Annotated in this window: 22 protein-coding genes and 1 tRNA gene; 14 read left to right on the forward strand and 9 right to left on the reverse strand. The window is 62.7% G+C overall.

Annotation, left to right across the window (positions count from 1 at the left end; genetic code table 11):
- Positions 1-40 precede the first annotated feature (40 nt).
- Genes D8767_RS25125 through D8767_RS25140 form a run of 4 tightly spaced genes read left to right on the forward strand, consistent with a single transcriptional unit; the run spans position 41 to position 4031 of the window.
- On the forward strand, positions 41-1009 hold the full coding sequence (locus tag D8767_RS25125; RefSeq protein WP_016713299.1) for a DUF523 and DUF1722 domain-containing protein: 969 nt from the start codon (positions 41-43) through the stop codon (positions 1007-1009).
- A complete protein-coding gene (locus tag D8767_RS25130) occupies positions 999-1898 on the forward strand; it encodes a MerR family transcriptional regulator (protein WP_016713300.1) in 900 nt (299 codons plus the stop codon). Before D8767_RS25125 ends, D8767_RS25130 begins: the two co-directional genes overlap by 11 nt.
- Positions 1889-3316: a deoxyribodipyrimidine photo-lyase gene (phrB, locus tag D8767_RS25135; protein ID WP_016713301.1), complete on the forward strand. Its 1428-nt coding sequence runs from the start codon at positions 1889-1891 to the stop codon at positions 3314-3316. The genes D8767_RS25130 and phrB overlap by 10 nt, the downstream gene beginning before the upstream one ends.
- A gap of 13 nt (positions 3317-3329) precedes the next feature.
- Positions 3330-4031 carry an SDR family oxidoreductase gene (locus D8767_RS25140; RefSeq protein ID WP_016713302.1) on the forward strand — a complete coding sequence of 234 codons (702 nt, stop codon included), beginning with the start codon at positions 3330-3332 and terminating at the stop codon, positions 4029-4031.
- A 16-nt stretch (positions 4032-4047) separates the two neighbouring features.
- Here the strand turns inward: D8767_RS25140 and D8767_RS25145 are convergent, their stop codons facing one another.
- The 6 genes from D8767_RS25145 to hemA form a co-directional block, all read right to left on the reverse strand.
- Positions 4048-4566, reverse strand: coding sequence for an acyloxyacyl hydrolase (locus tag D8767_RS25145; protein WP_033724065.1), 519 nt, complete (start codon positions 4564-4566; stop codon positions 4048-4050).
- A 106-nt stretch (positions 4567-4672) separates the two neighbouring features.
- Positions 4673-5470, reverse strand: a complete 798-nt coding sequence (murI, locus tag D8767_RS25150) for a glutamate racemase (protein WP_016713304.1) — start codon at positions 5468-5470, stop codon at positions 4673-4675.
- Positions 5463-6218: a molybdopterin-synthase adenylyltransferase MoeB gene (locus tag D8767_RS25155; RefSeq protein WP_016713305.1), complete on the reverse strand. Its 756-nt coding sequence runs from the start codon at positions 6216-6218 to the stop codon at positions 5463-5465. Before D8767_RS25155 ends, murI begins: the two co-directional genes overlap by 8 nt.
- Entirely contained in the window at positions 6212-7042 is an 831-nt protein-coding gene (prmC, locus tag D8767_RS25160; RefSeq protein WP_016713306.1) for a peptide chain release factor N(5)-glutamine methyltransferase, read from the reverse strand. Before prmC ends, D8767_RS25155 begins: the two co-directional genes overlap by 7 nt.
- The gene (prfA, locus tag D8767_RS25165; protein WP_016713307.1) at positions 7042-8124 is read right to left on the reverse strand and encodes a peptide chain release factor 1; all 1083 of its coding nucleotides are present in this window, start codon (positions 8122-8124) and stop codon (positions 7042-7044) included. The genes prmC and prfA overlap by 1 nt, the downstream gene beginning before the upstream one ends.
- Positions 8121-9398, reverse strand: a complete 1278-nt coding sequence (gene hemA / locus D8767_RS25170) for a glutamyl-tRNA reductase (protein ID WP_016713308.1) — start codon at positions 9396-9398, stop codon at positions 8121-8123. Before hemA ends, prfA begins: the two co-directional genes overlap by 4 nt.
- A 1119-nt stretch (positions 9399-10517) precedes the next feature.
- Here hemA and D8767_RS25180 point away from each other — a divergent pair.
- The 10 genes from D8767_RS25180 (at position 10518) to D8767_RS25225 (ending at position 19787) form a co-directional block, all read left to right on the forward strand.
- Complete coding sequence (locus tag D8767_RS25180; protein WP_016713310.1) at positions 10518-12239, forward strand: tetratricopeptide repeat protein; 1722 nt, start codon at positions 10518-10520, stop codon at positions 12237-12239.
- A 4-nt stretch (positions 12240-12243) separates the two neighbouring features.
- Positions 12244-12861, forward strand: a complete 618-nt coding sequence (gene lolB / locus D8767_RS25185) for a lipoprotein insertase outer membrane protein LolB (RefSeq protein ID WP_016713311.1) — start codon at positions 12244-12246, stop codon at positions 12859-12861.
- Between the two features lie 4 nt (positions 12862-12865).
- Positions 12866-13726 carry a 4-(cytidine 5'-diphospho)-2-C-methyl-D-erythritol kinase gene (ispE, locus tag D8767_RS25190; RefSeq protein WP_016713312.1) on the forward strand — a complete coding sequence of 287 codons (861 nt, stop codon included), beginning with the start codon at positions 12866-12868 and terminating at the stop codon, positions 13724-13726.
- 20 nt (positions 13727-13746) lie between these two features.
- Positions 13747-13821 (forward strand) — tRNA-Gln (locus D8767_RS25195).
- Between the two features lie 48 nt (positions 13822-13869).
- On the forward strand, positions 13870-14811 hold the full coding sequence (locus D8767_RS25200; RefSeq protein WP_003247410.1) for a ribose-phosphate pyrophosphokinase: 942 nt from the start codon (positions 13870-13872) through the stop codon (positions 14809-14811).
- Between the two features lie 118 nt (positions 14812-14929).
- Positions 14930-15523: a 50S ribosomal protein L25/general stress protein Ctc gene (locus D8767_RS25205; RefSeq protein ID WP_016713313.1), complete on the forward strand. Its 594-nt coding sequence runs from the start codon at positions 14930-14932 to the stop codon at positions 15521-15523.
- 79 nt (positions 15524-15602) lie between these two features.
- Entirely contained in the window at positions 15603-16187 is a 585-nt protein-coding gene (gene pth, locus D8767_RS25210) for an aminoacyl-tRNA hydrolase (RefSeq protein WP_012270476.1), read from the forward strand.
- 24 nt (positions 16188-16211) lie between these two features.
- On the forward strand, positions 16212-17312 hold the full coding sequence (gene ychF / locus D8767_RS25215) for a redox-regulated ATPase YchF (protein WP_016713314.1): 1101 nt from the start codon (positions 16212-16214) through the stop codon (positions 17310-17312).
- A 202-nt stretch (positions 17313-17514) separates the two neighbouring features.
- A complete protein-coding gene (locus D8767_RS25220; RefSeq protein ID WP_016713315.1) occupies positions 17515-17985 on the forward strand; it encodes an OsmC family protein in 471 nt (156 codons plus the stop codon).
- A gap of 89 nt (positions 17986-18074) precedes the next feature.
- Complete coding sequence (locus D8767_RS25225) at positions 18075-19787, forward strand: SulP family inorganic anion transporter (RefSeq protein ID WP_016713316.1); 1713 nt, start codon at positions 18075-18077, stop codon at positions 19785-19787.
- Here D8767_RS25225 and D8767_RS25230 read toward each other — a convergent pair.
- The 3 genes from D8767_RS25230 to D8767_RS25240 are packed head-to-tail and all read right to left on the reverse strand — an operon-like array spanning position 19784 to position 23392.
- Positions 19784-20794 (reverse strand): DUF2955 domain-containing protein, encoded by a 1011-nt coding sequence (locus D8767_RS25230; protein ID WP_016713317.1) that lies wholly within the window; start codon positions 20792-20794, stop codon positions 19784-19786. The two genes, D8767_RS25225 and D8767_RS25230, sit on opposite strands and share 4 nt — an antisense overlap.
- Positions 20784-21881, reverse strand: coding sequence for an HlyD family secretion protein (locus D8767_RS25235; RefSeq protein ID WP_016713318.1), 1098 nt, complete (start codon positions 21879-21881; stop codon positions 20784-20786). The genes D8767_RS25230 and D8767_RS25235 overlap by 11 nt, the downstream gene beginning before the upstream one ends.
- A complete protein-coding gene (locus D8767_RS25240) occupies positions 21878-23392 on the reverse strand; it encodes an efflux transporter outer membrane subunit (protein ID WP_016713319.1) in 1515 nt (504 codons plus the stop codon). Before D8767_RS25240 ends, D8767_RS25235 begins: the two co-directional genes overlap by 4 nt.
- Between the last annotated feature and the right edge of the window lie 12 nt (positions 23393-23404).

The following is a 23404-nucleotide window of genomic DNA, read 5'->3' on the forward strand; positions in this document are numbered from 1 at the left end:
TACAAGTTTTTTGCCATGTACAGGTTTACTGGAGACAGCCATGCACGACCCTTTCACCCACAGCAAGCCGCGTATCGCCATCAGCGCCTGCCTGACGGGCCAAAGCGTGCGCTATAACGGCGGCCACAAGGCCTCCGACCTGTGCCTGACGCAGCTAGAACAACATTTTGACTGGCAGCCGGTGTGCCCGGAAGTGGCCATCGGCCTTGGCGTTCCGCGTGACCCTATCCGCCTGGTAGGCAACCCCGAAACTCCCGAAGTGGTCGGCACCCGTAACCCCGGCATGGACCTGACCGGCCCGCTGCGCACGTACGGCGAACAAATGGCCGACGAACTCGACGACATTTGCGGCTACATCTTCATGCAGAAATCACCGTCTTGCGGGCTGGAACGGGTCAAGGTCTACCAGGACAACGGCCACCCGGCCCTCCAGCGAGGACGCGGCGTCTACGCCCAGGCGTTCTGTGTGAAACGCCCGGACCTACCCGTGGAAGAAGAAGGCCGCCTGCACGACGCCGTGCTGCGAGAGAACTTCATCAGCCGCGTGTATGCCTACGCCGACTGGCAGCGCCTGCTGGCCGACGGCCTTAGCCGTGGCGCGCTGGTGCGCTTCCATTCGCGTTACAAATACCTGGTGATGGCCAACAATCCCCAGGCCTACCGCACCCTCGGGCGCCTGCTGGGTAGCATGAGCCGCGATGACGACCCGCAAAACATCGGCCCGCGCTACTTCAGCCAACTGATGCAGGCCCTGCGTCGCTGCGCCAGCCGCGGAACCCACAGCAACGTGCTGCAGCATCTCTGCGGCTATTTCAAGGACAGCCTGACACAACAGGACAAAGCCGAACTGCAGACGGTCATCGGCCAGTATCAAAAAGGCGTGGTACCGCTGGTGGTGCCACTGACCCTGCTCAAGCACCATTTACGCAACCACCCTGACCCCTACCTACAGCAGCAAGCGTACCTGCAACCGCACCCCGAAAACCTGGGCCTGCGCAATGCCGTCTGAAACCTTGTTGCCCATCGGTGAGCTGGCCCGTCGCACCGGCGTCAATCCGGTCACCCTGCGCGCCTGGGAACGCCGATATGGCCTGCTCAAGCCACAGCGCACCGCGAAAGGGCACCGCCTGTACCCGCTGGAACAGGTCGAACGGGTCGAAGCCATCCTTGCCTGGCTGCAGCGGGGGGCCTCGGTCGGGCAGGTGGGCGAGCTGCTCGACAAACCCTCCAGCACTGCGCCCAAAGGCGACTGGCAGGCCCGGCAGCTCCAGCTGATCGAGGCTATCGCCAACCTGTCACAGCGTGCCCTCGACCACCAGCTCAACCAGGCAATGGCGCTGTACCCCGCTGTTACCCTGTGCGAACAATTGCTGCTGCCACTGCTCGACCTGCTCGACCTGCGCTGGCGCAATTACTTCAACGCGCAACTGGAGCAGGTGTTTTTCCACAGCTGGCTACGCAGCAAGCTCGGCGCCCGCGTGTACCACGACAACCAGTTGCTGCAGGGCCCGGCCGTATTGCTGGTGGAAGACGGTGAACGTACTTTCAGCCCCGGTTTATGGCTATGCGCCTGGTTGTTCACCAGCAACGGTTTTCCGGTAGAAGTACTGGAACACCCGGTCACCGGCCCGCACCTGCAACGTGCCGTAAGCACGCTCGCCCCGCGTGCCGTGCTTCTGCACCTGGGGCCACGCTTTGATGGCAAGGCACTGCAACGCGCCCTGCACAACCTGCCCGTGAAAACCTTGGCCGGTGGTGCGACGTTGGTACTGCATGAAGCGCAGCTGCGTGCCCTGGAGCTGCCAGACCTCGCCCTGTTCGACACCCCTCAGGCGGCATTGCGCTTGCTTCAAGCCCATGACCGCCAGCCTGAAGAGACGCCTGCACCATGCATTTGACCTGGCTGCGCAGTGACCTGCGCATCAATGACAACACTGCGCTCAGCGCCGCCAGTGAACGCGGCCCGACCATCGCCCTGTGGCTTGTCAGCCCCGCCCAGTGGCTGGCCCACGACGACGCTGCCTGCAAAGTCGACTTCTGGCTGCGCAACCTGCGCGACGTGCGCCAGTCGCTGGAAGGCCTGAATATTCCCCTGCTGATCCGCAGCATCGACACCTGGGAGCAGGCACCACAGGCCGTGCTTGAGGTATGCCGCCAGCATCAGGTGGCGAGCGTTCACTGGAATGAAGAGTACGGCATCAACGAACAGCGCCGTGACGATGCCACCCGAGCCCTGCTGGAAAAGTCGGGCATTCAGGCACACAGCCACCTCGACCAGCTGTTCTTCCGCCCGGGCACAGTCCTCACTCGCAGCGGCGACTACTTCCAGGTTTTCAGCCAGTTCAAAAAAACCTGTCTGGAGCTCCTGCACCGCAGCCTGCCAGCCATGGCTCACCGGGTTAAACAGCAAGCGCCCCTGCAGATCCAGAGCGACCCGATTCCGCAGCATGTGGAGGGTTTTGAAAAGCCCGAGCGCGCCCTGCAAGCACATTGGCCGGCGGGTGAAGCCGAAGCGCAGGGGCGATTGTCTCGCTTTCTCGATGAAACCATTGATGACTACCAGCAACTGCGTGACCTGCCAGCCAAACCCGGCACCAGCCAGCTTTCGGCCTATCTGGCCGCGGGGGTGATCTCGCCGCGCCAGTGCCTGCACGGTGCCCTGGCCAGCAACCGGGGCGAGTTCGACAGCGGCAGCGCGGGCGTGCAAACCTGGATCAACGAGCTGCTGTGGCGCGAGTTCTACAAGCACATCCTGACCGGTTACCCACAGGTCTCTCGCCACCGCGCCTTCCGCGCGCAAACCGAAGCGTTGCCTTGGCGCGATGCACCGGCAGATCTGGAAGCCTGGGAACAGGGCCGTACGGGTTTCCCGATCATCGACGCCGCCATGCGCCAGTTGTTGCATACTGGGTGGATGCATAACCGCCTGCGCATGGTGGTGGCCATGTTCCTGAGCAAGAACCTGCTGATCGACTGGCGCAAGGGCGAGCGCTACTTCATGCGCCACCTGATAGACGGCGACCTGGCCGCGAACAACGGCGGCTGGCAGTGGAGCGCGTCTACCGGCACCGATGCAGTGCCCTATTTCCGCATCTTCAACCCGATTTCGCAGTCGCAACGTTTCGACCCACAGGGGCGGTTCATTCGGCACTGGCTGCCGGAATTACGTGACCTCGACGATAAAACCATCCATGAGCCCGTGAAACACCGAGATCTTTTTGATAATAATTTGTATCACTGTCCCATGGTGAATCTCAGCAGCAGTCGCCAGCGTGCACTGGAAGCCTTCAAGGGCCTACCACGTCGGCAGAATTAGAGGGTACAACGTCTTGACTGACTCACGCAGTTTTTGGGTTACAGGCGCCAGCAACGGATTAGGTCTGGCTTTGGTGGAACGCTTGCTCGAACAGGGCCATTGCGTTGCCGCCAGTGCTAAGGAAAGCGATGAACTGAACGCCTTGGCGGCACAGCATGGGCGGCGCTTCTTGCGCCTGCCCTGGCAGTTGCATGCCGATGGGCAAGCGGCAGATGCGTGCCAGCAGATATGCCATGCCTGGTGCTCGCTGGATGGCCTGATCCTCAACGCCGGTACCAGCGACTACCTGGATGCCCCACTGGCGGGCAGCGATGTGTTCGAGGCGATTGTCACCAGCAACCAGGTGGCGGGCGAACATAGCCTTGCCAATGCGCTGCCTTTGCTGTTGAAAGGTGAATCACCGCAGGTGATGGCCGTTTTCAACCGGTATTCGGCGCTGCAGCTGTATGCACCAACCCAGGTGAGCGCTGGCTGGAACAACATGCCGCAATGGATGCGTGAACAGCGCAAGACGCTGAAAGGCCAAGGGATAGACGTTACGGTGGTCAGCCCCCAATCGCTGAAAACACCCGTGACGCCGGCGCAAGCCATACCGGAGGAATGGACGCCGCGGCGTGCGGCTGAAGAACTGCTGCGGCGGTGGCCACAGAGAGAGCCAGAGCTGGTGCTGGAAACACTTGATCTGAGCAGTCTATGGCCGCTGCCACGTAGCTAGACGGCTAACGTGCCAGCTACAGCGCCATGCGGTAATGCAGGCTGTAGCTCTCTACTCCATCGTTGGGCTCTTTGATACCCGCGTTGGAGTAGTGAATGGCCCGCACGCCGATCTCATGCCCGCCAGCAAAGCGCAAGCCAAAGCCGATGCGGTCTTCGAACTGGAATGCCGAGCCCAGCTCGTTGCTTTCCAGTTCGGTGCTGGAAAACGCTGCCACACCGATCCCGGCTTCGATGTAGGGCTTGACCGACGCCCCGGCAAACTCATAAACGAACACTGGCGCGAACGAAAGGCTGTGGTTGCTCGCCGTCTCGTCGCCATCCCAATAGGTGTAGGCCCCATCCCAATAGCCGGTCAGGCGGCCAACGCTGGTCTGCCACCAACTGGCATCCCAGTTTGATTGCAGTCCCAGCCGGTAGACCATTGTCGAGTCACCGGTCTGACCTACCGAAAAGGAAATATCGGCTGCCTGCGCCGACAGTGCTTGCCCCAGAGTAAAAGCGGCAGCCGCCGCCAAGCCGAGCAGTTTCTTCATGAGAAACATCCTTCTTCCTGATGCTGTTATTAATGCCTGCCTCATCTCAGGCAAAGCGGTAGAGCGCGGCAGTGGAACGATAGTTCAGCTAATTTTCACGTTTTTTTCACAACGCAAAGCTTTGCACATCGCCAGACTTATGCCACAGCATCGGTAGGATATTTCTGAGGGTTTGCGGGTCGGCGCTGGTCCAGAAGCGGGTATCCCGGGCCGGCCCATCGGCCAGCAGGTCATTCGCGCCCAGCAGCCGCTGCAACTGGCGCGCCACCGCGGCGCCGGTGTCGATGATGGCCACATCGGCTGGCACCATGCCGGCCAGTAACGGGCGCAGGAAGGGGTAATGGGTGCAGCCCAGGATCAGCGTGTCGCAGCCAGCGGCCAGCAACGGCTGTACATAACCTTGCAACAACTGGCGCACTGCCGGGCTGGCCAGGTCGCCGGCCTCGATCAACTCGACCAGCCCCGGGCAAGGTTGGGTGATGACCTGTACGTCATTGGCAAAACGGTCGAGCAAGGCGGCGAACTTGGCGCTTTGCAGGGTACCGGTGGTGGCCAGCACACCGACCACGCCCGAGCGCGTGGCGGCGGCAGCGGGCTTCACCGCCGGCTCCATGCCCACCAGCGGCCAGGTCGGGTACAACTCGCGCAGGTCGGCCACCGCCGCCACCGTGGCGGTATTGCAGGCCAGTACCATGGCCTTGGCGCCCTGTTCATGGAAGAACGCAGCAATGCGCCGGAGACGCTCACGGATATAATCTGGCGACTTCTCGCCGTAGGGTATGTGGCCGCAATCGCCCACGTACAGCAGCGTCTCGTTGGGCAGCAGCCGCTGGATCTCGGCGAGCACCGACAAGCCGCCAACCCCGGAGTCCATTACGCCGATTGGCGCCGAACGCTCAGCCATCGCGCTTGCCGCAGACTGCACAGGCCGGGTCGCGCTTGACCCGCAATTCGCGGATGCGCGTGCCGAGAGCATCGATCAACAGCAAGCGGCCGACCAGCGGCTCGCCGAACCCGGCCAGTAGCTTCATCGCTTCCAGCGCCTGCAAGCTGCCTACCAGCCCCACCAGTGGGCCGATCACACCGGCTTCGCTGCACGTCAGCTCGGCTTCGCTGCCATGCCCGTACAGGCAGTGGTAGCAAGGGCTGTAGTCACGTCGCGGGTCGAACACCGACAACTGCCCTTCCAGGCGGATCGCCGCGCCGCTGACCAGTGGCTTGCCAGCCGCAACACACGCGGCGTTTACCGCCTCGCGGGTACCGAAGTTGTCGGAGCAATCCAGTACTAGGTCGACCGCCGCCACGGCGGCAGCGAGCGAGTCCTCGTCCAGTGCTTGGCGGTGGGCAACCAGGCTGATTTCCGGGTTGATCGCCTCCAGGCGCTGCAAGGCCGAGTCGACCTTGCTCATGCCGACACTGGCACTGTCGTGGATGACCTGGCGTTGCAGGTTGGTGAGGTCTACGGTGTCGAAGTCGGCCAGGTGCAGCTCACCCACCCCGGCGGCGGCCAGGTACAGGGCAACTGGCGAGCCAAGGCCACCGAGCCCGACGATCAGCGCCTTGCTCTGCTTGAGCCGCAACTGGCCATCGATGTCGATCTGGGCCAGCAGTACCTGCCGGCTGTAACGCAACAGTTCCTCATCACTCAGCATGGCAGGCGCCCCAGGGTAATGCGTTCATGGCCGCCCAGGTCCGTGCGGCTGGTAACCTCGATAAAACCGTGTTCCGCCAGCAAGGCGCGTACCGCTGCTGCCTGATCGTAGCCATGCTCCAGCAACAACCAGCCCCCCGGCAACAGGTGCGCAGGGGCCTGGGCGGCGATCACGCGCAGGTCGTCCAGGCCATCGACGCCAGCGACCAGCGCACTGCTGGGCTCGAAGCGCACGTCACCGGCCACCAGGTGCGGGTCTGCAGCTGCGATGTAGGGCGGGTTACTGACAATCAGGTCAAAACGCTCGCCGACCAGGCTGTCGAACCAGTGGCTTACCCGCACCTGGGCATTAGCCAGGCCCAGGCGCTGGCGGTTGCGCTCAGCCAGGGCAGCGGCTTCCTCTACCCGGTCAACCGCAGTCACCTGCCAGGCCGGGCGATCACTGGCCAAGGCCAGGGCAATCGCGCCCGTACCGGTGCCCAGGTCCAGCACCTTGGCTGGCGAGGCGGGTTGCAGTTCGAGGGCCGTCTCGACCAACAGCTCGGTGTCTGGCCGCGGGATCAGGGTATGCGGCGCCACTTCCAGGTCGATTGTCCAGAAGCCCTGCTGCCCGAGGATGTAAGCCACCGGCTCGCCACCACGGCGGCGCTGCAGGTAACCCGCGTAAGTCTCGGCATCTTCGCTGCTGACGATACGCTCGGGCCAGGTGTGCAGGTAACTGCGCGACTTGCCGATGGCAGCCGCCAGCAGCAATTCGGCATCCAGCCGTTCGGTGGGCGATTCGGGCAACTGCGCGTTGCGCAGCAGGCTGGCGATGATGGTCATCAGTCCCCCAGGGCGGCCAGTTGATCGGCCTGGTATTCGGCCAGTAGCGGTTCGATCACCGCCTCTACGCCACCACTGAGGATGTCGTCCAGCGAATACAGGGTCAGGTTGATGCGGTGGTCGGTCACCCGGCCCTGTGGATAATTGTACGTGCGGATGCGCTCGGAGCGGTCGCCAGAGCCCACCAGCAGCTTGCGTTCGCTGGCGATGGCATTCTGTGCTGCGCTGGTCTGCATGTCGTTGAGCTTGGCCGACAGCCAGGACATGGCGCGAGCCCGGTTCTTGTGCTGCGAACGCTCTTCCTGGCATTCGACCACGATGCCGGTAGGCAAGTGAGTGATGCGGATGGCCGAGTCGGTCTTGTTCACGTGCTGGCCACCGGCGCCGGAGGCACGGTAGGTGTCCACGCGCAGGTCGGCCGGGTTGATTTCGATGGCGGCCTGTTCGTCCGGCTCGGGCAGCACCGCCACCGTGCATGCGGAGGTGTGCACACGACCCTGGGATTCGGTCTCGGGTACACGCTGGACGCGGTGAGCGCCCGACTCGAACTTGAGCTTGCCGTAAACGTTTTCACCCTCGACACGGGCGATGATTTCCTTGTAGCCGCCGTGCTCGCCTTCGTTCTCGGACAGAATTTCCAGGCGCCAGCCGCGCTTTTCGGCGTAGCGCGAGTACATGCGGAACAAATCGCCAGAGAAGATCGCCGCCTCGTCGCCACCGGTGCCGGCGCGGATTTCGAGGAACACGTTGCGACCATCGTTAGGGTCTTTGGGCAGCAGCATGCGTTGCAGCTGCGCCTCCAGCGTCAACAGTTGCTCCTTGGCTTCACGCACTTCTTCCACGGCCATTTCGCGCAGGTCCGGGTCACTGTCCTTGAGCAGCGCCTGGGCGCCTTCGAGGTCGTCCTGCACTTTGCGCCACTCTTTATAAGCAGCGTAGACCGGCTCGACCTCGGCGTACTCACGGGAATACGCGCGAAAGCGTGTCTGGTCGGAAATGACCTCGGCGTCACCGAGCAGGGCGGTGAGTTCTTCGAAGCGGTCCTGGAGGATTTCCAGTTTGTTCAGCAGCGACGCTTTCATTGCGGGGATTTGTCCGTGGAGCCCTCGTTGAGGGCAAAGAGTTCCTGGGCCATGGCCAGCGCATCGAGGCGGCCCTCGGCCGAGAGCTTTTTCAACTGCACGCTGGGCGCATGCAGGAGTTTGTTGGTCAGGCCCCGGGCCAGTTGGGCCAGCACGTCTTCGGGGTTGCCGCCGTTCGCCAGCAGGCGCTGGGCTTTTTGCAGTTCTTCGTCGCGCAGGCGCTCGCTTTGCTGGCGATAGGCCTTGAGCACATCCACCGCAGCCAGTTCACGCAGGCGCAGCATGAAGTCTTCGGCGCCCACCGACACCAGCTCTTCGGCGGCCTGGGCCGCGCCCTGGCGGCTCTTGAGGTTTTCCGCCACCACATCGTGCAGGTCATCGACAGTGTACAGGTAGACATCGTCCAGTTCGCCGACTTCAGGTTCGATGTCGCGCGGCACGGCGATGTCGACCATGAAGATCGGCTTGTGCCGGCGCTGCTTGAGCGCACTCTCGACCGCGCCTTTGCCCAGGATCGGCAACTGGCTGGCGGTGGAACTGATGACGATGTCGCTGTTGGCCAGCTCCTGGGGGATGTCGGCCAGCAGCACGGCATGCGCACCGAACTGCTCGGCCAGCGTGCTGGCGCGCTCCAGGGTGCGGTTGGCCACGACGATACGACGTACGCCCTGCTCGTGCAGGTGGCGGGCGACCAGGGTGATGGTTTCGCCGGCACCGATCAGCAAGGCCTGGCTGCGACCCAGGTCGGCGAAGATCTGTTTGGCCAGGCTGACCGCGGCAAACGCCACCGAAACCGGGTTTTCGCCGATTGCAGTGTCGGTACGCACCTGCTTGGCGGCGCTGAAGGTGGCCTGGAACAGGCGCCCGAGCAGCGGGCCGACGGTACCTGCTTCACGCGCCACGGCGTAGGCCGACTTCATCTGGCCGAGAATCTGCGGCTCACCGAGTACCAGCGAGTCAAGGCCCGAGGCCACGCGCATCATATGCCTCACGGCATCGTGCTCTTCGTGCACGTAGGCGCTGGCGCGCAGCTCGTCGAGGCTGAGGCGGTGATAGTCGGCCAGCCATTGCAACACGGCGTCGGCGGACAGGTGGTCCTGCTCTATATACAGCTCGCTGCGGTTGCAGGTCGACAGGATCGCCGCTTCGCGGCTGGATGTCAGTCGGCAGAGCTGCTGCAGGGCGTCTACCAGCTGCTCTGGGGTAAACGCCACGCGCTCGCGTACGTCTACCGAGGCAGTCTTATGGTTGATACCAAGTGCAAGAAAGGCCATGCAAGGTCGCTGGTTGTGACGGGAAGCCGATAATTGTCCTCTTTCGCAGGTTTTTGGACAACCACCGTTCGCTATTGCGCTGATAGCGCTGCGGCTATCGCCGCGTCCAGGCCAGCATCAGCGGTAATTTCACCCCTCCCCCGCTTTTGATCTGGCTTTTGATCTGGCTTTTGATCTTGATCTTGATCTTCGCGACTTCAGGAGGCCGAACGCAGGCCTTGCGGAGGGAGGTGACGGGCATGGATGCCCGTCAAGCGCTGGGCCCCAGGATGGGGCCTGCAGCGCGGTCCTCCCGGGAGCAAGGCCGGAGTGAGGGAACCCCGGAGCGCAGCGTAGGGGCCGGATGATGGGAGCGCAGCGTTTTTTGGTTACTTTTTGCCGCGTTTGGCAAAAAGTGACTCGCCGTAAGGGCGAAAAGGTGAGTATGCGTCGCCACCGCATACGGACTTATCGCTATATAAAAACCATCGCTTAAGCTTTTCGCTTTTCGCTTTTCGCTTTTCGCTTTTCGCTTTTCGCTTTTCGCTTTTCGCTTTTCGCTTTTCGCTTTTCGCTTTTCGCTTTTCGCTTTTCGCTTTTCGCTTTTAGGCGTGGGCATCAACAACACAGTAAACATTCATTCTCGAAGGTGGCGCTCAGTCACCTTTCCGCCCTTACGGCGGGTCCCTTTTTGTCGTGGCAAAAAGGAACCAAAAACCGTCCGCTCCCATCATCCGGCCCCTACGCTGCGCTCCGGGGTTCCCTCGCTACGGGCTTGCTCCCGGGAGTACGCGCTGCAGGCCCCATCCATGGGGCCTCAGCGCTTGACGGGCATCCATGCCCGTCACCTCCCTCCGCAATCCCTCCGCTCGGCCTCCTGAAGTCGCAATCTACAGCGCCTGAACTATCGCGCGCTTAGAAGCAAAAGCTGAAGCAAGAGCAAGAGCAAGAGCAAGAGCAAAAGCAAGAGCAAGAGCAAGAGCAAGAGCACTGGATCGTGTTGGCAGGCTCTGCGGCGAACCACGCAGGCGCTGCGCGGTCTGCATAAGCGAAGCGCAGCTTCATACCTTCGCAGGTGGGTTTGCCACCGCGCTTGTGTCATCATGCTCCGACCGCCGGTGAGTCCTTCTAAAGCCTTCTATGAACAAACCATACGCATTGCTGCTTGCCTTCGCCCTGCTTCAGGGCTGCCAGAGCCTGGCCCCGCAAAAGGCCGAGCCTCCCGTCGCCGAGGCCGCAAAGAGCGAGGCCCAAAAGCCCGTGGTGTATGGCTCGTTCAAGCAGGACACACTCTATAGCCTGCTGGTCGCAGAGCTGGCCGGCCAGCGCAACCGCTTCGACATCGCCCTGGCCAACTACACCGACCAGGCTGCCAAAACCCAGGACCCTGCGGTTTCCGAACGTGCCTATCGCATCGCCGAGTACCTCGGCGCCGATGAGCCATCGCTGGAAAACGCCCTGGTCTGGGCCCGCAACGACCCGCAAAACCTCGACGCCCAACGCGCCGCCGCCATCCAGCTGGCCCGCGCCGGCCGCTATGACGACGCCATGGCCTATATGGAAAAGGTGCTGCAGGGCCAAGGCGACACCCACTTCGACTTCCTCGCCCTGTCTGCCGCCGAAACCGACCAGAGCACCCGCGATGGCCTGCTGCAAAGCTTCGAGCGCCTGCTGGTGAAATACCCGAACAACGGCCAGCTGGTGTTCGGCAAAGCGCTACTGCTGAATCAGGACGGCAAGGCCGAAGAGGCACTGGAGCTGCTTGAGTCGCACCCGGCGCAGAACGGCGAAATCGCCCCGATCCTGCTGCGCGCCCGATTGCTGCAGACTTTGGACCGTGGCCCGGAAGCCCTGCCACTGCTGCGCAGCGCTATCCGCGACAACCCGGATGACAAGCGCCTGCGCCTGACCTACGCCCGCACCCTGGTCGAGCAAGACCGCATCGCCGATGCCAAGGGCGAGTTCCTCAGCCTGGTCCAGCAGTACCCTGACGATGACGAACTTCGTTACTCCCTGGCGCTGGTGTGCCTGGAGAACAAAGACTGGGATGAAGCCGAAGGCTACCTGCAGGAACTGATTGAGCGTGACAGCAACGTCGACGCCGCGCACCTGAACCTGGGCCGCATCCGGGAAGAGCGCCACGACCCCGCAGGTGCCCTGCGCGAATACGCGCTGGTCGGCCCTGGCCCCGATTACCTGCCCGCGCAACTGCGCCAGGCCGATATCCTGATTGCCAACGGCCGAGGCACCGACGCTTCGCGCCTGCTCGCCGAAGCCCGCGAAGCCCAGCCGGACCTCGCCATCCAGCTGTACCTGATCGAGTCGGAGAGCTACAGCAACAACAACAAGGACGCCCAGGCCAACCAGGTGCTTCAACAAGCCATCCAACGGTACCCGGACGACCTCAACCTGCTGTACACCCGCGCCATGCTGGCCGAAAAACGCGACGACCTGGCACAGATGGAAAAAGACCTGCGCGCCATCATCACCCGCGAGCCAGAAAATGCCATGGCCCTGAACGCCCTGGGTTACACCCTGGCCGACCGCACTACCCGCTACAGCGAAGCCAAGGCGCTGATCGACAAGGCCCATCAGTTGACCCCGGACGACCCGGCAGTGCTCGACAGCCTGGGTTGGGTCAACTATCGCCTGGGCAACCTCGACGAGGCCGAAACCTACCTGCGTCAGGCCTTTGCCAACTTCCCAGACCATGAAGTGGCCGCCCATCTGGGCGAAGTGCTGTGGGCCAACGGCAAGCGCCGCGAAGCCCGCCAGGTGTGGGCCAAAGGCTTCGAAGCCCAGGCCGACAGCCCCATCCTGCGCAAGACCCTCCTGCGCCTGACCGGATCCGAGACCCTTTAACGCCATGTTCCTGCGCCATTGCATCACCTTCACCCTGATCGCCCTGCTGGCCGGTTGTGCCGGTTTCGGTAGCCGCGAGGCCCTGCAGGGCCACGGCAACCCACAACAGTGGCGCGCCCATAAAGAACAACTGAGCAGCCTCGATGGCTGGCAGATCAACGGCAAGGTCGGCATCCGCGCACCGCGCGACTCCGGCAGCGGCACGCTGTTCTGGCTGCAGCGCCAGGACTACTACGACATCCGCCTTGCCGGCCCGCTGGGCCGTGGTGCCGCACGCCTGACCGGCCGGCCGGGTGGCGTGGTACTGGAAGTAGCCAACCAGGGCCGTTACGAGGCCACGAGCCCCGAAGCTTTGCTGGAAGAGCAGCTTGGCTGGCAACTGCCGGTGTCCCACCTGGTCTGGTGGGTACGCGGCCTGCCCGCCCCCGACAGCAAGAGCAAGCTGACCCTGGACGGTGACAGCCGTCTGGCCAGCCTCGACCAGGACGGCTGGCAGGTGCAGTACCTGAGCTACACCGAGCAGAACGGCTACTGGCTGCCCGAGCGCCTGAAACTGCACGGCAAGGACTTGGACGTGACCCTGGTGGTCAAGGACTGGCAGCCACGCCAGCTGGGGCACTGATCACATGCAAACGCTCACCCTGCCCGCCCCGGCCAAGCTCAACCTGTGGCTGCACATCATCGGCCGCCGCCCAGATGGGTACCACGAACTGGAAACCGTGTTCCAGTTTCTCGACCATGGCGACGAACTGAGTTTCGCCCTGCGTGACGATGGCGTGATCCGCCTGCACACCGAGATTGAAGCCGTACCGCACGACAGCAACCTGATCGTGCGCGCCGCCCGCAAGTTGCAGGAGCAATCCAGCACCCCGCTCGGCGCCGACATCTGGCTGACCAAAGTGCTGCCCATGGGTGGCGGCATCGGTGGTGGCAGCTCGGATGCCGCCACCACCCTGCTTGCCCTGGCCCACCTTTGGCAGCTCGACTGGGACGAAGACCGACTGGCCGCACTGGGCCTGAGCCTGGGCGCCGACGTACCGGTATTCGTGCGCGGCCATGCGGCGTTCGCACAGGGCGTGGGCGAACAACTCACCCCGGTAGACCCGGAAGAACCCTGGTATGTCGTGCTGGTGCCGCAAGTGTCTGTCAGCACAGTAGAAATTTTTTCACATCCACAGTTGACACGTGATTCACTCCCCCTTAAGATGCGCCCCGTTCCCAAGGGAAACAGTCGAAATGACTGCCAACCGGTGGTAGAGCAGAATTACCCAGAAGTTCGCAATGCATTGAATTCACTGGGAAAATTCACTGAGGCTCGACTAACCGGCACTGGAAGTTGTGTGTTTGGGGCCTTCCCAAGCAAAGCCGAAGCTGATAAAGTTCTGGCCCTTCTTTCAGCGACCCAAACAGGGTTTGTGGCGAAAGGAAGCAATGTTTCGATGTTGCATCGCAAGCTGCAAAGTCTGGTCAAGAAGCCGAGCGCATAAGCGTTCGCAGCAACAGATACAGGGGCGTCGCCAAGCGGTAAGGCAGCAGGTTTTGATCCTGCCATGCGTTGGTTCGAATCCAGCCGCCCCTGCCATTTTCCTTATACTCATCCAGGTATACCCTCAGCCTTCAGGTACTGCGCGTGTCCAAGATGATGGTCTTTACGGGGAACGCTAACCCCGATCTGGCTCGGCGTGTCGTACGTCAGCTGCATATCCCTCTCGGTGACGTCTCTGTCGGTAAATTCTCCGACGGTGAGATCAGCACTGAGATCAATGAAAATGTTCGCGGTAAAGACGTTTTCATTATTCAGCCGACCTGTGCCCCGACCAACGATAACCTGATGGAACTGGTAGTGATGGCCGACGCCTTCCGCCGCTCCTCAGCATCCCGAATCACCGCCGTGATTCCTTACTTCGGATATGCCCGCCAGGACCGCCGTCCGCGTTCGGCACGTGTAGCCATCAGCGCCAAAGTCGTCGCTGACATGCTCACTGTCGTGGGTATCGACCGTGTTCTCACCGTCGACCTGCACGCTGACCAGATCCAAGGCTTCTTCGATATCCCGGTCGACAACATCTACGGCTCGCCCGTACTGGTTGACGACATCGAAGACCAGCGTTTCGAGAACCTGATGATTGTCTCCCCGGACATCGGTGGTGTCGTGCGTGCACGTGCAGTCGCCAAGTCCCTGGGTGTCGACCTGGGTATCATCGACAAACGCCGCGAAAAGGCTAACCACTCCGAGGTTATGCACATCATCGGCGACGTCGAAGGGCGCACCTGCATCCTGGTAGACGACATGGTCGACACCGCCGGCACCCTGTGCCACGCGGCCAAAGCCCTGAAAGAACACGGCGCTGCCAAGGTTTACGCCTACTGCACGCACCCTGTCCTGTCGGGCCGCGCGATCGAGAACATCGAGAAGTCGGTACTGGACGAGCTGGTGGTGACCAACACCGTTCCGCTGTCCGCCGCTGCTCAAGCCTGTGACCGTATCCGCCAGCTGGATATCGCACCGGTTGTCGCTGAAGCGGTACGCCGCATCAGCAACGAAGAATCGATCAGCGCGATGTTCCGCTAAGCGGAACACGTGTTGATGTGAAGCGCCCCGCCCCAACATGTGTTGGGGCGGGGCTTTTTTGCCATCCCCGTTGGCGCTGGTCGCAAACGCCCTCGGGGGGCTATTTTGGAGAAGCAAAATGACTGATTTCATCCTGAACGCCCAAGCGCGTACTGACCTGGGGAAAGGTGCGAGCCGCCGCCTGCGTCACTCGCTGAGCATCCCAGCCGTTGTCTACGGTGGCGATAAAGAAGCTCAATCCCTGACCATCCTGGCCAAGGAAATCACCAAGCTGTTCGAAAACGAAGCTGCCTTCAGCCACGTTATCGAGCTGAACGTTGACGGCGTTAAGCAAAACGTCATCATCAAGGCCATGCAGCGCCACCCAGCCAAGCAGTTCATCATGCACGCCGACTTCGTTCGCGTTGTTGCTGGCCAGAAACTGACCGCTGTTGTTCCAGTGCACTTCATCAACGAAGAAGCACCGGTCAAGAAAGGCGGCGAGATCTCCCACGTTGTTTCCGAGATCGAAGTTTCCTGCGAAGCCAAAGACCTGCCTGAGTTCATCGAAGTTGACCTGGCCAACGCCGAAGTCGGCACCATCATCCACCTGTCGGACCTGAAAGCTCCGAAAGGCGTAGAGTTCGTTGCTCTGGCCCACGGTGATGACAAAGCTGTTGCCAACGTTCACGCTCCACGCGTTGCTCCAGAAGCAGAAGGCGCTGCCGAGTAATCTACTCGCACGCCGGCGTTGATCGGGTTACAGTGCCGCGCGCCCTGTAACCCACCAACTCCAAGGAAGAGCCCCTGACGTGACCGCCATCCAGTTGATCGTCGGCCTGGGTAACCCCGGCCCCGAATACGAACAGACCCGGCATAACGCAGGGGCTCTTTTCGTTGAACGCATTGCCAGCGCACAGCGTGTTTCGCTGACCGCTGACAAGAAATATTTCGGCCTGACGGCTAAGTTCAGCCATCAGGGCAACGACGTTCGTTTGTTGATCCCCACCACCTACATGAACCGTAGCGGCCAGTCCGTGGCGGCCTTGGCCAATTTCTTCCGCATCAAGCCGGAAGCGATCCTGGTGGCGCACGACGAACTCGACCTGCCTCCGGGCGTTGCCAAGCTCAAGCGCGGCGGCGGCCATGGTGGGCATAACGGCCTGCGCGACATCATCGCGCAGCTCGGCAACCAGAACGACTTCCACCGCCTGCGGCTTGGCATCGGCCACCCGGGCGACGCCAAACTGGTCTCCAACTTCGTCCTGGGCCGCGCGCCACGCGCCGAGCAGGAGAAGCTCGACGCCAGCATCGATTTTGCCCTCGGCGTGCTGCCGGACGTGCTTGCCGGCGACTTCGCCAAGGCGATGCGCGAGCTGCACAGCCAGAAGGCCTGATTTCCTTTAGAGAGGGGAATACCCATGGGTTTCAATTGCGGCATCGTCGGCCTGCCCAACGTCGGCAAGTCCACCCTGTTCAACGCCCTGACCAAGTCTGGCATCGCGGCGGAGAACTTCCCTTTCTGCACCATCGAGCCAAACAGCGGCATCGTGCCGATGCCCGATGCGCGCCTGAATGCGCTGGCTGAAATCGTCAAGCCAAACCGCATCCTGCCCACCACCATGGAATTCGTCGACATCGCCGGCCTGGTGGCGGGTGCGTCGAAAGGCGAAGGCCTGGGCAACAAGTTCCTCGCCAACATCCGCGAGACCGACGCCATTGCCCACGTGGTGCGCTGCTTCGAAGACGAAAACGTGATCCACGTTTCCAACAGCGTCGACCCCAAGCGTGACATCGAGATCATCGACCTCGAACTGATCTTCGCCGACCTCGACAGCTGCGAGAAGCAACTGCAGAAGGTTGCCCGCAACGCCAAGGGCGGCGACAAGGAAGCCCTGGCGCAGAAGGCTATCCTGGAGCAACTGATCCCGCACTTCACCGAAGGCAAGCCAGCGCGCAGCCTGATGAAGAACATGAGCGCCGAAGACAAGGCGGTCATCCGCGGCTTCCACCTGTTGACCAGCAAGCCGGTGATGTACATCGCCAACGTGGCGGAAGACGGTTTCGACAACAACCCGCACCTGGACGTGGTCAAGGCCATTGCCGAGGAAGAAGGCGCGGTGGTGGTGCCGGTGTGCAACAAGATCGAAGCGGAAATCGCCGAGCTGGACGACGGTGAAGAGAAGGACATGTTCCTCGAGGCCCTGGGCCTGGAAGAGCCTGGCCTGAACCGTGTGATCCGCGCCGGTTACGAGCTGCTGAACCTGCAAACCTACTTCACTGCCGGCGTGCAGGAAGTACGTGCCTGGACCGTACGCGTAGGTGCCACCGCACCACAAGCCGCTGGCGTGATCCACACCGACTTCGAAAAAGGCTTCATCCGCGCTGAAGTGGTGGCCTATGACGACTTCATCCAGTTCAAGGGTGAGAGCGGTGCCAAGGAAGCCGGTAAATGGCGTTTGGAAGGCAAGGATTACATCGTCAAAGACGGCGACGTGATGCACTTCCGCTTCAACGTCTAAGCGGTAGCCTGCTGTAACCACAAACCCCTTGAGGCTTACGCTTCAAGGGGTTTTGTTTTGCCCGGCCCCCAGCACCAGGCTCAGGCCCTCGGTCATGTGCAGGCGGGCATTGAGGTGCTGGAGGCCCTGCCCGCCATCGACAGTACAGGAAGCGCTATAGTCGGCGTTGCCCGCGATGGGCTCATGGGTTCAAGGAGGACAGATGAAAGAACACCAGTACGAAGTGCAAGTGACCTGGACCGGCAACAAGGGTGACGGTACGTCCAGCTATACCGCCTATGCACGCGACTTCAACGTTGAGGCCCCCGGCAAGGCTGCCTTGGCCGGATCGGCAGACCCCGCCTTTCGCGGTGACCCACAACGCTGGAACCCGGAAGACATGCTGGTAGCATCGCTGTCGGCCTGCCACAAGCTCTGGTACCTGCACCTGTGTGCGGTGAATGGTGTAAATGTGCTGGAGTACGTCGACAAACCACTGGGGCGCATGGTGGAGGGCGATACACAGAGGAAGGGTCGCTTCACTCAAGTGCTACTGCGCCCGCAAGTGACCATCAGTGCGAACTCGGACCGGGAGATTGCCTTGCGTTTGCATGAGGATGCGCACCATGAGTGTTTTATTGCCAACTCGGTGAACTTCCCGGTTGAATGCGCAGCAGTGGTGACGACTGTATAGATGGATTGAGATTGAAGGGGCTGCTGCGCAGCCCCCCATCCCAACATCTAAGCTGTGATTGAGTCCCCTCCTCCCCCAGAGCCCGCACCATGCCCGAACCCACTCGCTTCGACTGGCAACGCTGGTTACCCGGCCTGGTCACCCTGCTCCACTACAAGCCAGCCTGGCTGGCCAAGGACATCGGCGCCGGCCTGGTGCTCACCACCATGCTGGTACCCGTGGGCATTGCCTACGCTGAAGCGTCCGGCGTCCCCGGCATCTATGGCCTGTATGCCACCATCATCCCCTTGCTGGCCTATGCCCTGTTCGGCCCCAGCCGCATCCTCGTGCTGGGCCCGGACTCGGCACTGGCCGCGCCGATCCTGGCGGTGGTGGTGCAGTACGCCGCCAGTGACCCGCAGCGGGCAATCGCCATCGCCAGCATGATGGCGCTGGTCGCCGGGGCGTTCTGTGTGATTGCCGGGCTGCTGCGCCTGGGCTTCATCACCGAGTTGCTGTCCAAGCCGATCCGCTATGGGTACATGAACGGTATCGCCCTCACGGTGTTGATCAGCCAACTGCCCAAGCTGTTCGGCCTCTCGGTGGACAGCCAAGGACCGCTACGAGATATCTGGAACCTGATTCAGGCCTTGCTTGCCGGCCAAGGGCATTGGCCAAGCTTCATGGTCGGTGGTGGCAGCCTGGTGCTGATCCTTTTGCTCAAGCCCCTCAAGCGGGTACCGGGCATCCTCATTGCCGTGGTGCTGGCCACGCTGGCGGTGAGCCTGCTGGGGCTCGACCAGCAAGGCGTGAAGGTGCTCGGCGAGTTGCCCCAAGGGCTGCCCGGTTTTGTCTTCCCCTGGGTCAGCGACATCGACCTGGTGGAGGTGCTGCTCGGTGGCATCGCGGTAGCGCTGGTGTCGTTCACCGACACCAGTGTGCTGTCGCGCTCCTATGCCGCCCGCCTGAAAATGCCGATCAACCCGAACCAGGAAATGTTCGGCCTGGGTATAGCCAACCTGGCTTCGGGGCTGTTCCAGGGTATTCCGATCAGCAGCAGTTCATCGCGCACGCCAGTGGCCGAAGCGGCAGGCTCGCAAACCCAACTCACCGGTATTATCGGCGCGCTGGCGGTAACCCTGTTGCTGCTGGTGGCGCCCAATCTGATGCAGCACCTGCCCAACAGTGCCTTGGCCGCCGTGGTGATTGCTGCCGCACTGGGCCTGTTCGAGTTCACCGACCTCAAACGTATATTCCACATGCAGCAGTGGGAGTTCTGGCTGTCGTTCACCTGCTTTGTCGGCGTAGCCGTATTTGGCGCTATTCCAGGTATCTGCATCGCCGTGGCCATCGCAGTGATAGAGTTTCTGTGGGACGGTTGGCGGCCGCACCATGCGGTACTGGGCCGGGTGGATGGTACGCGGGGCTACCATGATGTGCAGCGTTATCCACAGGCCCGACGCATTCCAGGGTTGGTGCTGCTGCGCTGGGACGCGCCGCTGTTCTTCGCCAACGCCGAGCAGTTCCAGAGCACAGTGATGGCGGCAGTGGACGCGTCGCCTACACCGGTGCAGCGGTTGATCATCGCGGCGGAGCCAGTGACCAGTATCGACATCACTTCGGCCGACATGCTGGCCGAGCTGGACCGGGCGCTGGAAGCACGGGGGGTGGAGTTGCAGTTTGCCGAGATGAAGGACCCGGTGAAGGACAAGATGCGGCGGTTCGGGTTGTTCCACCATATGGGGGAGAATGCCTTTCATCCAACGGTGGGCGCGGCGGTGGATGCCTATCTGGATGAGAGCGGAGTTGACTGGCAACCCTAGGCAGCCCGAACCCGGCGCCGATCAATCCAGATCAGCATGGCACTGGCATACACCGACACCGCCAGAAACAGTGCCATGCGCACCGCAAACGCCTTGTACACATCCTGCCCGCCAGCACTGTCCTGCACCGACTGCCCCAGCAGGATCAACAGGGTCGTCAGGCAGCTCACCCAGTACGCCGGGCTCTGCCGGTTCTGCACCACCTGATACAGCCGCCGCGCCTGCCAGAGCGCGAACAGCAGCACCCACAAAAAAAACATCCACAGGTGCACGAACAGGCTCAACGCGCCCCACATCAGTATCGCCAGCAACCCGGCGAGCAACGTTGAGCCAACCAGCTCACGGCTGGCGTGCCGCGCGCGGGTTTCGCCGGCCTGTTGCCCCACACTCACTGCCTTCATGATCAGCGGCATGTACTGGTCCGGGGCAATCAGCGCCAGCAGGAAGGCCGGCATCACAATCAACGTGGCGCGCAACGCTACCCAGCTGACATGCCCGCGCCCCAGCAGCGGCGGAACCGGCTGTGCCGGCGCATTGGCAGGTTCGGGAAACAGCACATGGGCCAAGGCCGTGCCCAGCACCGCAAGCAACATGCCTTTGGCCAGCGCTTCGACCACCGAGAGGGCCAAGGTGAAGTCGCTGGTACCCGCAGCAGCAATCATGGTCAGGCCGACTATCAGCAAGTTGGCCAGCAGGCCGTTGCCGCCCATCAAGGCATAGCGCAACGTGAGAAAAACGCCCACGCCCACCAGCAACACTCCGCTGACCGGGGCGTGACGCAACAGTGGAATCAGCAATAACCCGCTGCCACACGCGAGCAGCACCAGTACCGCCAAGGCGGGTGCCGCGCGCAACGGCAATGGCTGGCTACGCATGGCCAGCAACAGCACGGCGAACACCGGTGCCAGGATCGGCACGGGCAGGCCGATGCCGAAGCTGACCACCAGGCACAGCGCCACGCCCCAGGCCAGGCGCAGGGCCCGCAGGCGGCGCAATTCAATAGGCATACGACAGCCAGCTCATCAGCCACATGAACAACCTGCCCGGCAGGTTCAGCGGGTTGCCTTCGCCAGGCAAGGCCATGACCTCGGCCTGGCCACCAACCCGCAGCACGGTTTTGTCCTGAAGTTGGTCGCGCTCAAGCTCGACAATCACCGGGAAGCGCTGTGCCGAACGCAGCCACTCGCGGCTGTTCTGAACGGTCGGCAAAGTACCCGGCGGGGTGCCCTGGCCCACGCTCACGCCGTAGCCAATGCTGCGAACACGCCCCTTCAACACGGTACCGGGCAGCGCATCAAGCACCACCAGCACCGGGGTGTCGGGGCGCAGGCGGCCGAGGTTGTTCTCGGTCATGTCGGCACTTATCCACACGTCGTGGATACTGATCAGCGTCATCATCGGGCTGCCAGCCCCGACATAATGCCCAACGTCAGTGCGCAGGTCGGTGATCAGGCCATTCGCATCAGCGCGCACCACCGTGCGCGCCAGGTCAAGCCGTGCCTTTTCGACATTGGCCGCAGCACTGCGCAGCTGGGCGTTGTCCTCCTGCGCCCCGCCCTGCTGCTCACGGGCCCGCTCCACCTCCGCACGGGCCGCCGCCACCTGGCTGATGGCCTGGTCGCGGGTTGCCTGGGCGCCTTCCAGGCGACGTACCGATACTGTGCCGGGGTCCTCATCAATCAGGCGCTTGAGGCGCTCGGCGTCCTGCCGGGCCTTGCGTGCGTTGGCCTCGGCGGCCACGAGCGCGGCCTGGGCCGAGTCGATGCCGGCGGTACTGGCGCCGATCTGACGGCGCACGGTTTCGAGGTCGGCTTCGGCGCGGGCCAAGGCAATGCGGTACTGTTCCTGATCGAGCTCGAACAGCACATCGCCCTGGCGCACCTCCTGGTTGTTGCCGACTGCGACACGCTTGATCTGCCCGGCCACTTCGGCGGCCACCGGAACCACGTACGCCTGCAGGCGGGCCTGCTGGGTGTACGGCGTGAAGCGGTCGGCCAGCAAGTACCAGAGCAGGCTCACGGCTATCAGCAGCAGCACCCAGCGCATGCCGCGATCAGGGGCTGGCGGGGGGGGCGTAGGCGTGCTGTCGCTCATTGCTTTTCACCTTGTGCATGTGCGGTGGGGGCTGGCTCGTCGAGCAGCTCGCCCCAGTCGGTGCGGTGCTGCATGTGCTGGCGGGTGGCCGGGTCGATCGGTGCGCGGCGGGCATCCCAGCCACCGCCCAAGGCCTTGTACAAAGTCACAAGGCTACTGACTGCGTTGCCACGGCTGACCAGGTAACCGTCCTGTTGCTGCAACAGCAGTTGCTGGGCATCGAGCACGCGCTGGAAGTCGGCAAAGCCTTCGCGGTACTGCGAGCTGGCCAGGTTCAGCGAACGCTGCGCAGCCTGCGAGGCCTGGTCGCGAATGGTTGCGCTCTGCAGCGAGCGGACAAGCCCGCTGGCGGCATCGTCGGCTTCGCGGGCCGCTTCGCGCACGTTTTGCTGGTACAGCTCGATCAGTTGCTGCAAGCGGGCATCCTCTACGCGCACGGCATTCTTGCGCCGGCCATAGTCGAACGGGTTCCAGATCAGGCTCGGGCCAGCAGCCAGGTCGAAGGTGTCGGGCAGGTGACTGGCGGATAAAAAGGTCCAGCCAATGCTGCCCAGCAGGCTCAGCTGTGGATAAAGATCGGCCTCGGCAACCCCAACCAGCGCCGACTGCGCCGCCACCGCCTGCTCGGCGGCGCGGATGTCCGGGCGGCGCTGCAAGAGGTTGGCCGGTACGTCCTGAAGCACGGCGCGGTCTGGCAATGGCAGCTGGCCATGACCGGCCTCCAGCTGCGGCAGCGGCCCGGGCGGGCGGCCCAGCAGCGAGCACAGCACGTTGCGCAGCGCGTTGAGCTGGTTTTCGAACTCGGGGATGGTGGCCAGGGTCGCCAGGTATTGGGTGCGCGCCTGCTGCCAGTCGAGCTCGTCATTTTCGCCGTGGCGGAACAACCGCTCGGTGATCTCCAGGCTACGCGCCTGGCGCTCGGCGTTCTCGCGCGCGATATCCAGCCGTGCCTCGGCGGTACGCAGGGCGAAGTAGGTGTCGGCCACTTGTGCACGCAACAGCAGCATGGCATCGGCGTAATTGGCCTGGGAAACGAAGTAGGCCGCATCTGCGCTTTCGATGGCGCGGCTGAAGCGCCCCCAGAAGTCAATTTCCCAACCGATGTCGAAGCCCACGCTGGATTGCCAGAACACCGAGTCACGCGCTGCTGCAGCGCCGGACTGGTCTTGATTCAGGTACAGGCTCTGCGCGCTCAACTGTTGCAACTGTGGATAACGCCCGGTCTGCACGATGGCCAGCTGGGCACGGGCTTCGGCGATGCGCAGGCCCGCCACGCGAAGGTTGGTGTTGTTGGCATCGGCCTCGGCAATCAGCGCGTCCAGCATTGGGTCGGCGAACACCGTCCACCAGCGGCGCAGGTCGGGCGCCACAGCGTTGCGTCCTGCCTGCTCCAGCAAAGGCGTGCTCCAGCCGGCCAGCCAAGGGGCCTGGGGCTTTTCGAAATCCGGGCCAACCTGGGTGCAGCCGGCCAGCACTAGCAGCAGCCCCAGACCATAGCCGTACTTGGGCATGGCAACCCCTGG

It is taken from the genome of Pseudomonas sp. LTGT-11-2Z (assembly GCF_003691445.1).
GTDB classification, from domain to species: Bacteria; Pseudomonadota; Gammaproteobacteria; order Pseudomonadales; family Pseudomonadaceae; genus Aquipseudomonas; species Aquipseudomonas monteilii.

Coding starts and splice junctions, on each gene's coding strand:
- D8767_RS25180 (WP_016713310.1), top strand. CDS start 10,518: ATGAACAAACCATACGCATTGCTGCTTGCCTTCGCCCTGCTTCAGGGC.
- hemA (WP_016713308.1), bottom strand. CDS start 9,398: ATGGCCTTTCTTGCACTTGGTATCAACCATAAGACTGCCTCGGTAGAC.
- prmC (WP_016713306.1), bottom strand. CDS start 7,042: ATGACCATCATCGCCAGCCTGCTGCGCAACGCGCAGTTGCCCGAATCG.
- ychF (WP_016713314.1), top strand. CDS start 16,212: ATGGGTTTCAATTGCGGCATCGTCGGCCTGCCCAACGTCGGCAAGTCC.
- D8767_RS25230 (WP_016713317.1), bottom strand. CDS start 20,794: ATGCCTATTGAATTGCGCCGCCTGCGGGCCCTGCGCCTGGCCTGGGGC.
- D8767_RS25235 (WP_016713318.1), bottom strand. CDS start 21,881: ATGAGCGACAGCACGCCTACGCCCCCCCCGCCAGCCCCTGATCGCGGC.
- D8767_RS25125 (WP_016713299.1), top strand. CDS start 41: ATGCACGACCCTTTCACCCACAGCAAGCCGCGTATCGCCATCAGCGCC.
- D8767_RS25240 (WP_016713319.1), bottom strand. CDS start 23,392: ATGCCCAAGTACGGCTATGGTCTGGGGCTGCTGCTAGTGCTGGCCGGC.
- D8767_RS25225 (WP_016713316.1), top strand. CDS start 18,075: ATGCCCGAACCCACTCGCTTCGACTGGCAACGCTGGTTACCCGGCCTG.
- murI (WP_016713304.1), bottom strand. CDS start 5,470: ATGGCTGAGCGTTCGGCGCCAATCGGCGTAATGGACTCCGGGGTTGGC.
- ispE (WP_016713312.1), top strand. CDS start 12,866: ATGCAAACGCTCACCCTGCCCGCCCCGGCCAAGCTCAACCTGTGGCTG.
- D8767_RS25145 (WP_033724065.1), bottom strand. CDS start 4,566: ATGAAGAAACTGCTCGGCTTGGCGGCGGCTGCCGCTTTTACTCTGGGG.
- D8767_RS25220 (WP_016713315.1), top strand. CDS start 17,515: ATGAAAGAACACCAGTACGAAGTGCAAGTGACCTGGACCGGCAACAAG.
- D8767_RS25205 (WP_016713313.1), top strand. CDS start 14,930: ATGACTGATTTCATCCTGAACGCCCAAGCGCGTACTGACCTGGGGAAA.
- D8767_RS25130 (WP_016713300.1), top strand. CDS start 999: ATGCCGTCTGAAACCTTGTTGCCCATCGGTGAGCTGGCCCGTCGCACC.
- D8767_RS25155 (WP_016713305.1), bottom strand. CDS start 6,218: ATGCTGAGTGATGAGGAACTGTTGCGTTACAGCCGGCAGGTACTGCTG.
- phrB (WP_016713301.1), top strand. CDS start 1,889: ATGCATTTGACCTGGCTGCGCAGTGACCTGCGCATCAATGACAACACT.
- lolB (WP_016713311.1), top strand. CDS start 12,244: ATGTTCCTGCGCCATTGCATCACCTTCACCCTGATCGCCCTGCTGGCC.
- prfA (WP_016713307.1), bottom strand. CDS start 8,124: ATGAAAGCGTCGCTGCTGAACAAACTGGAAATCCTCCAGGACCGCTTC.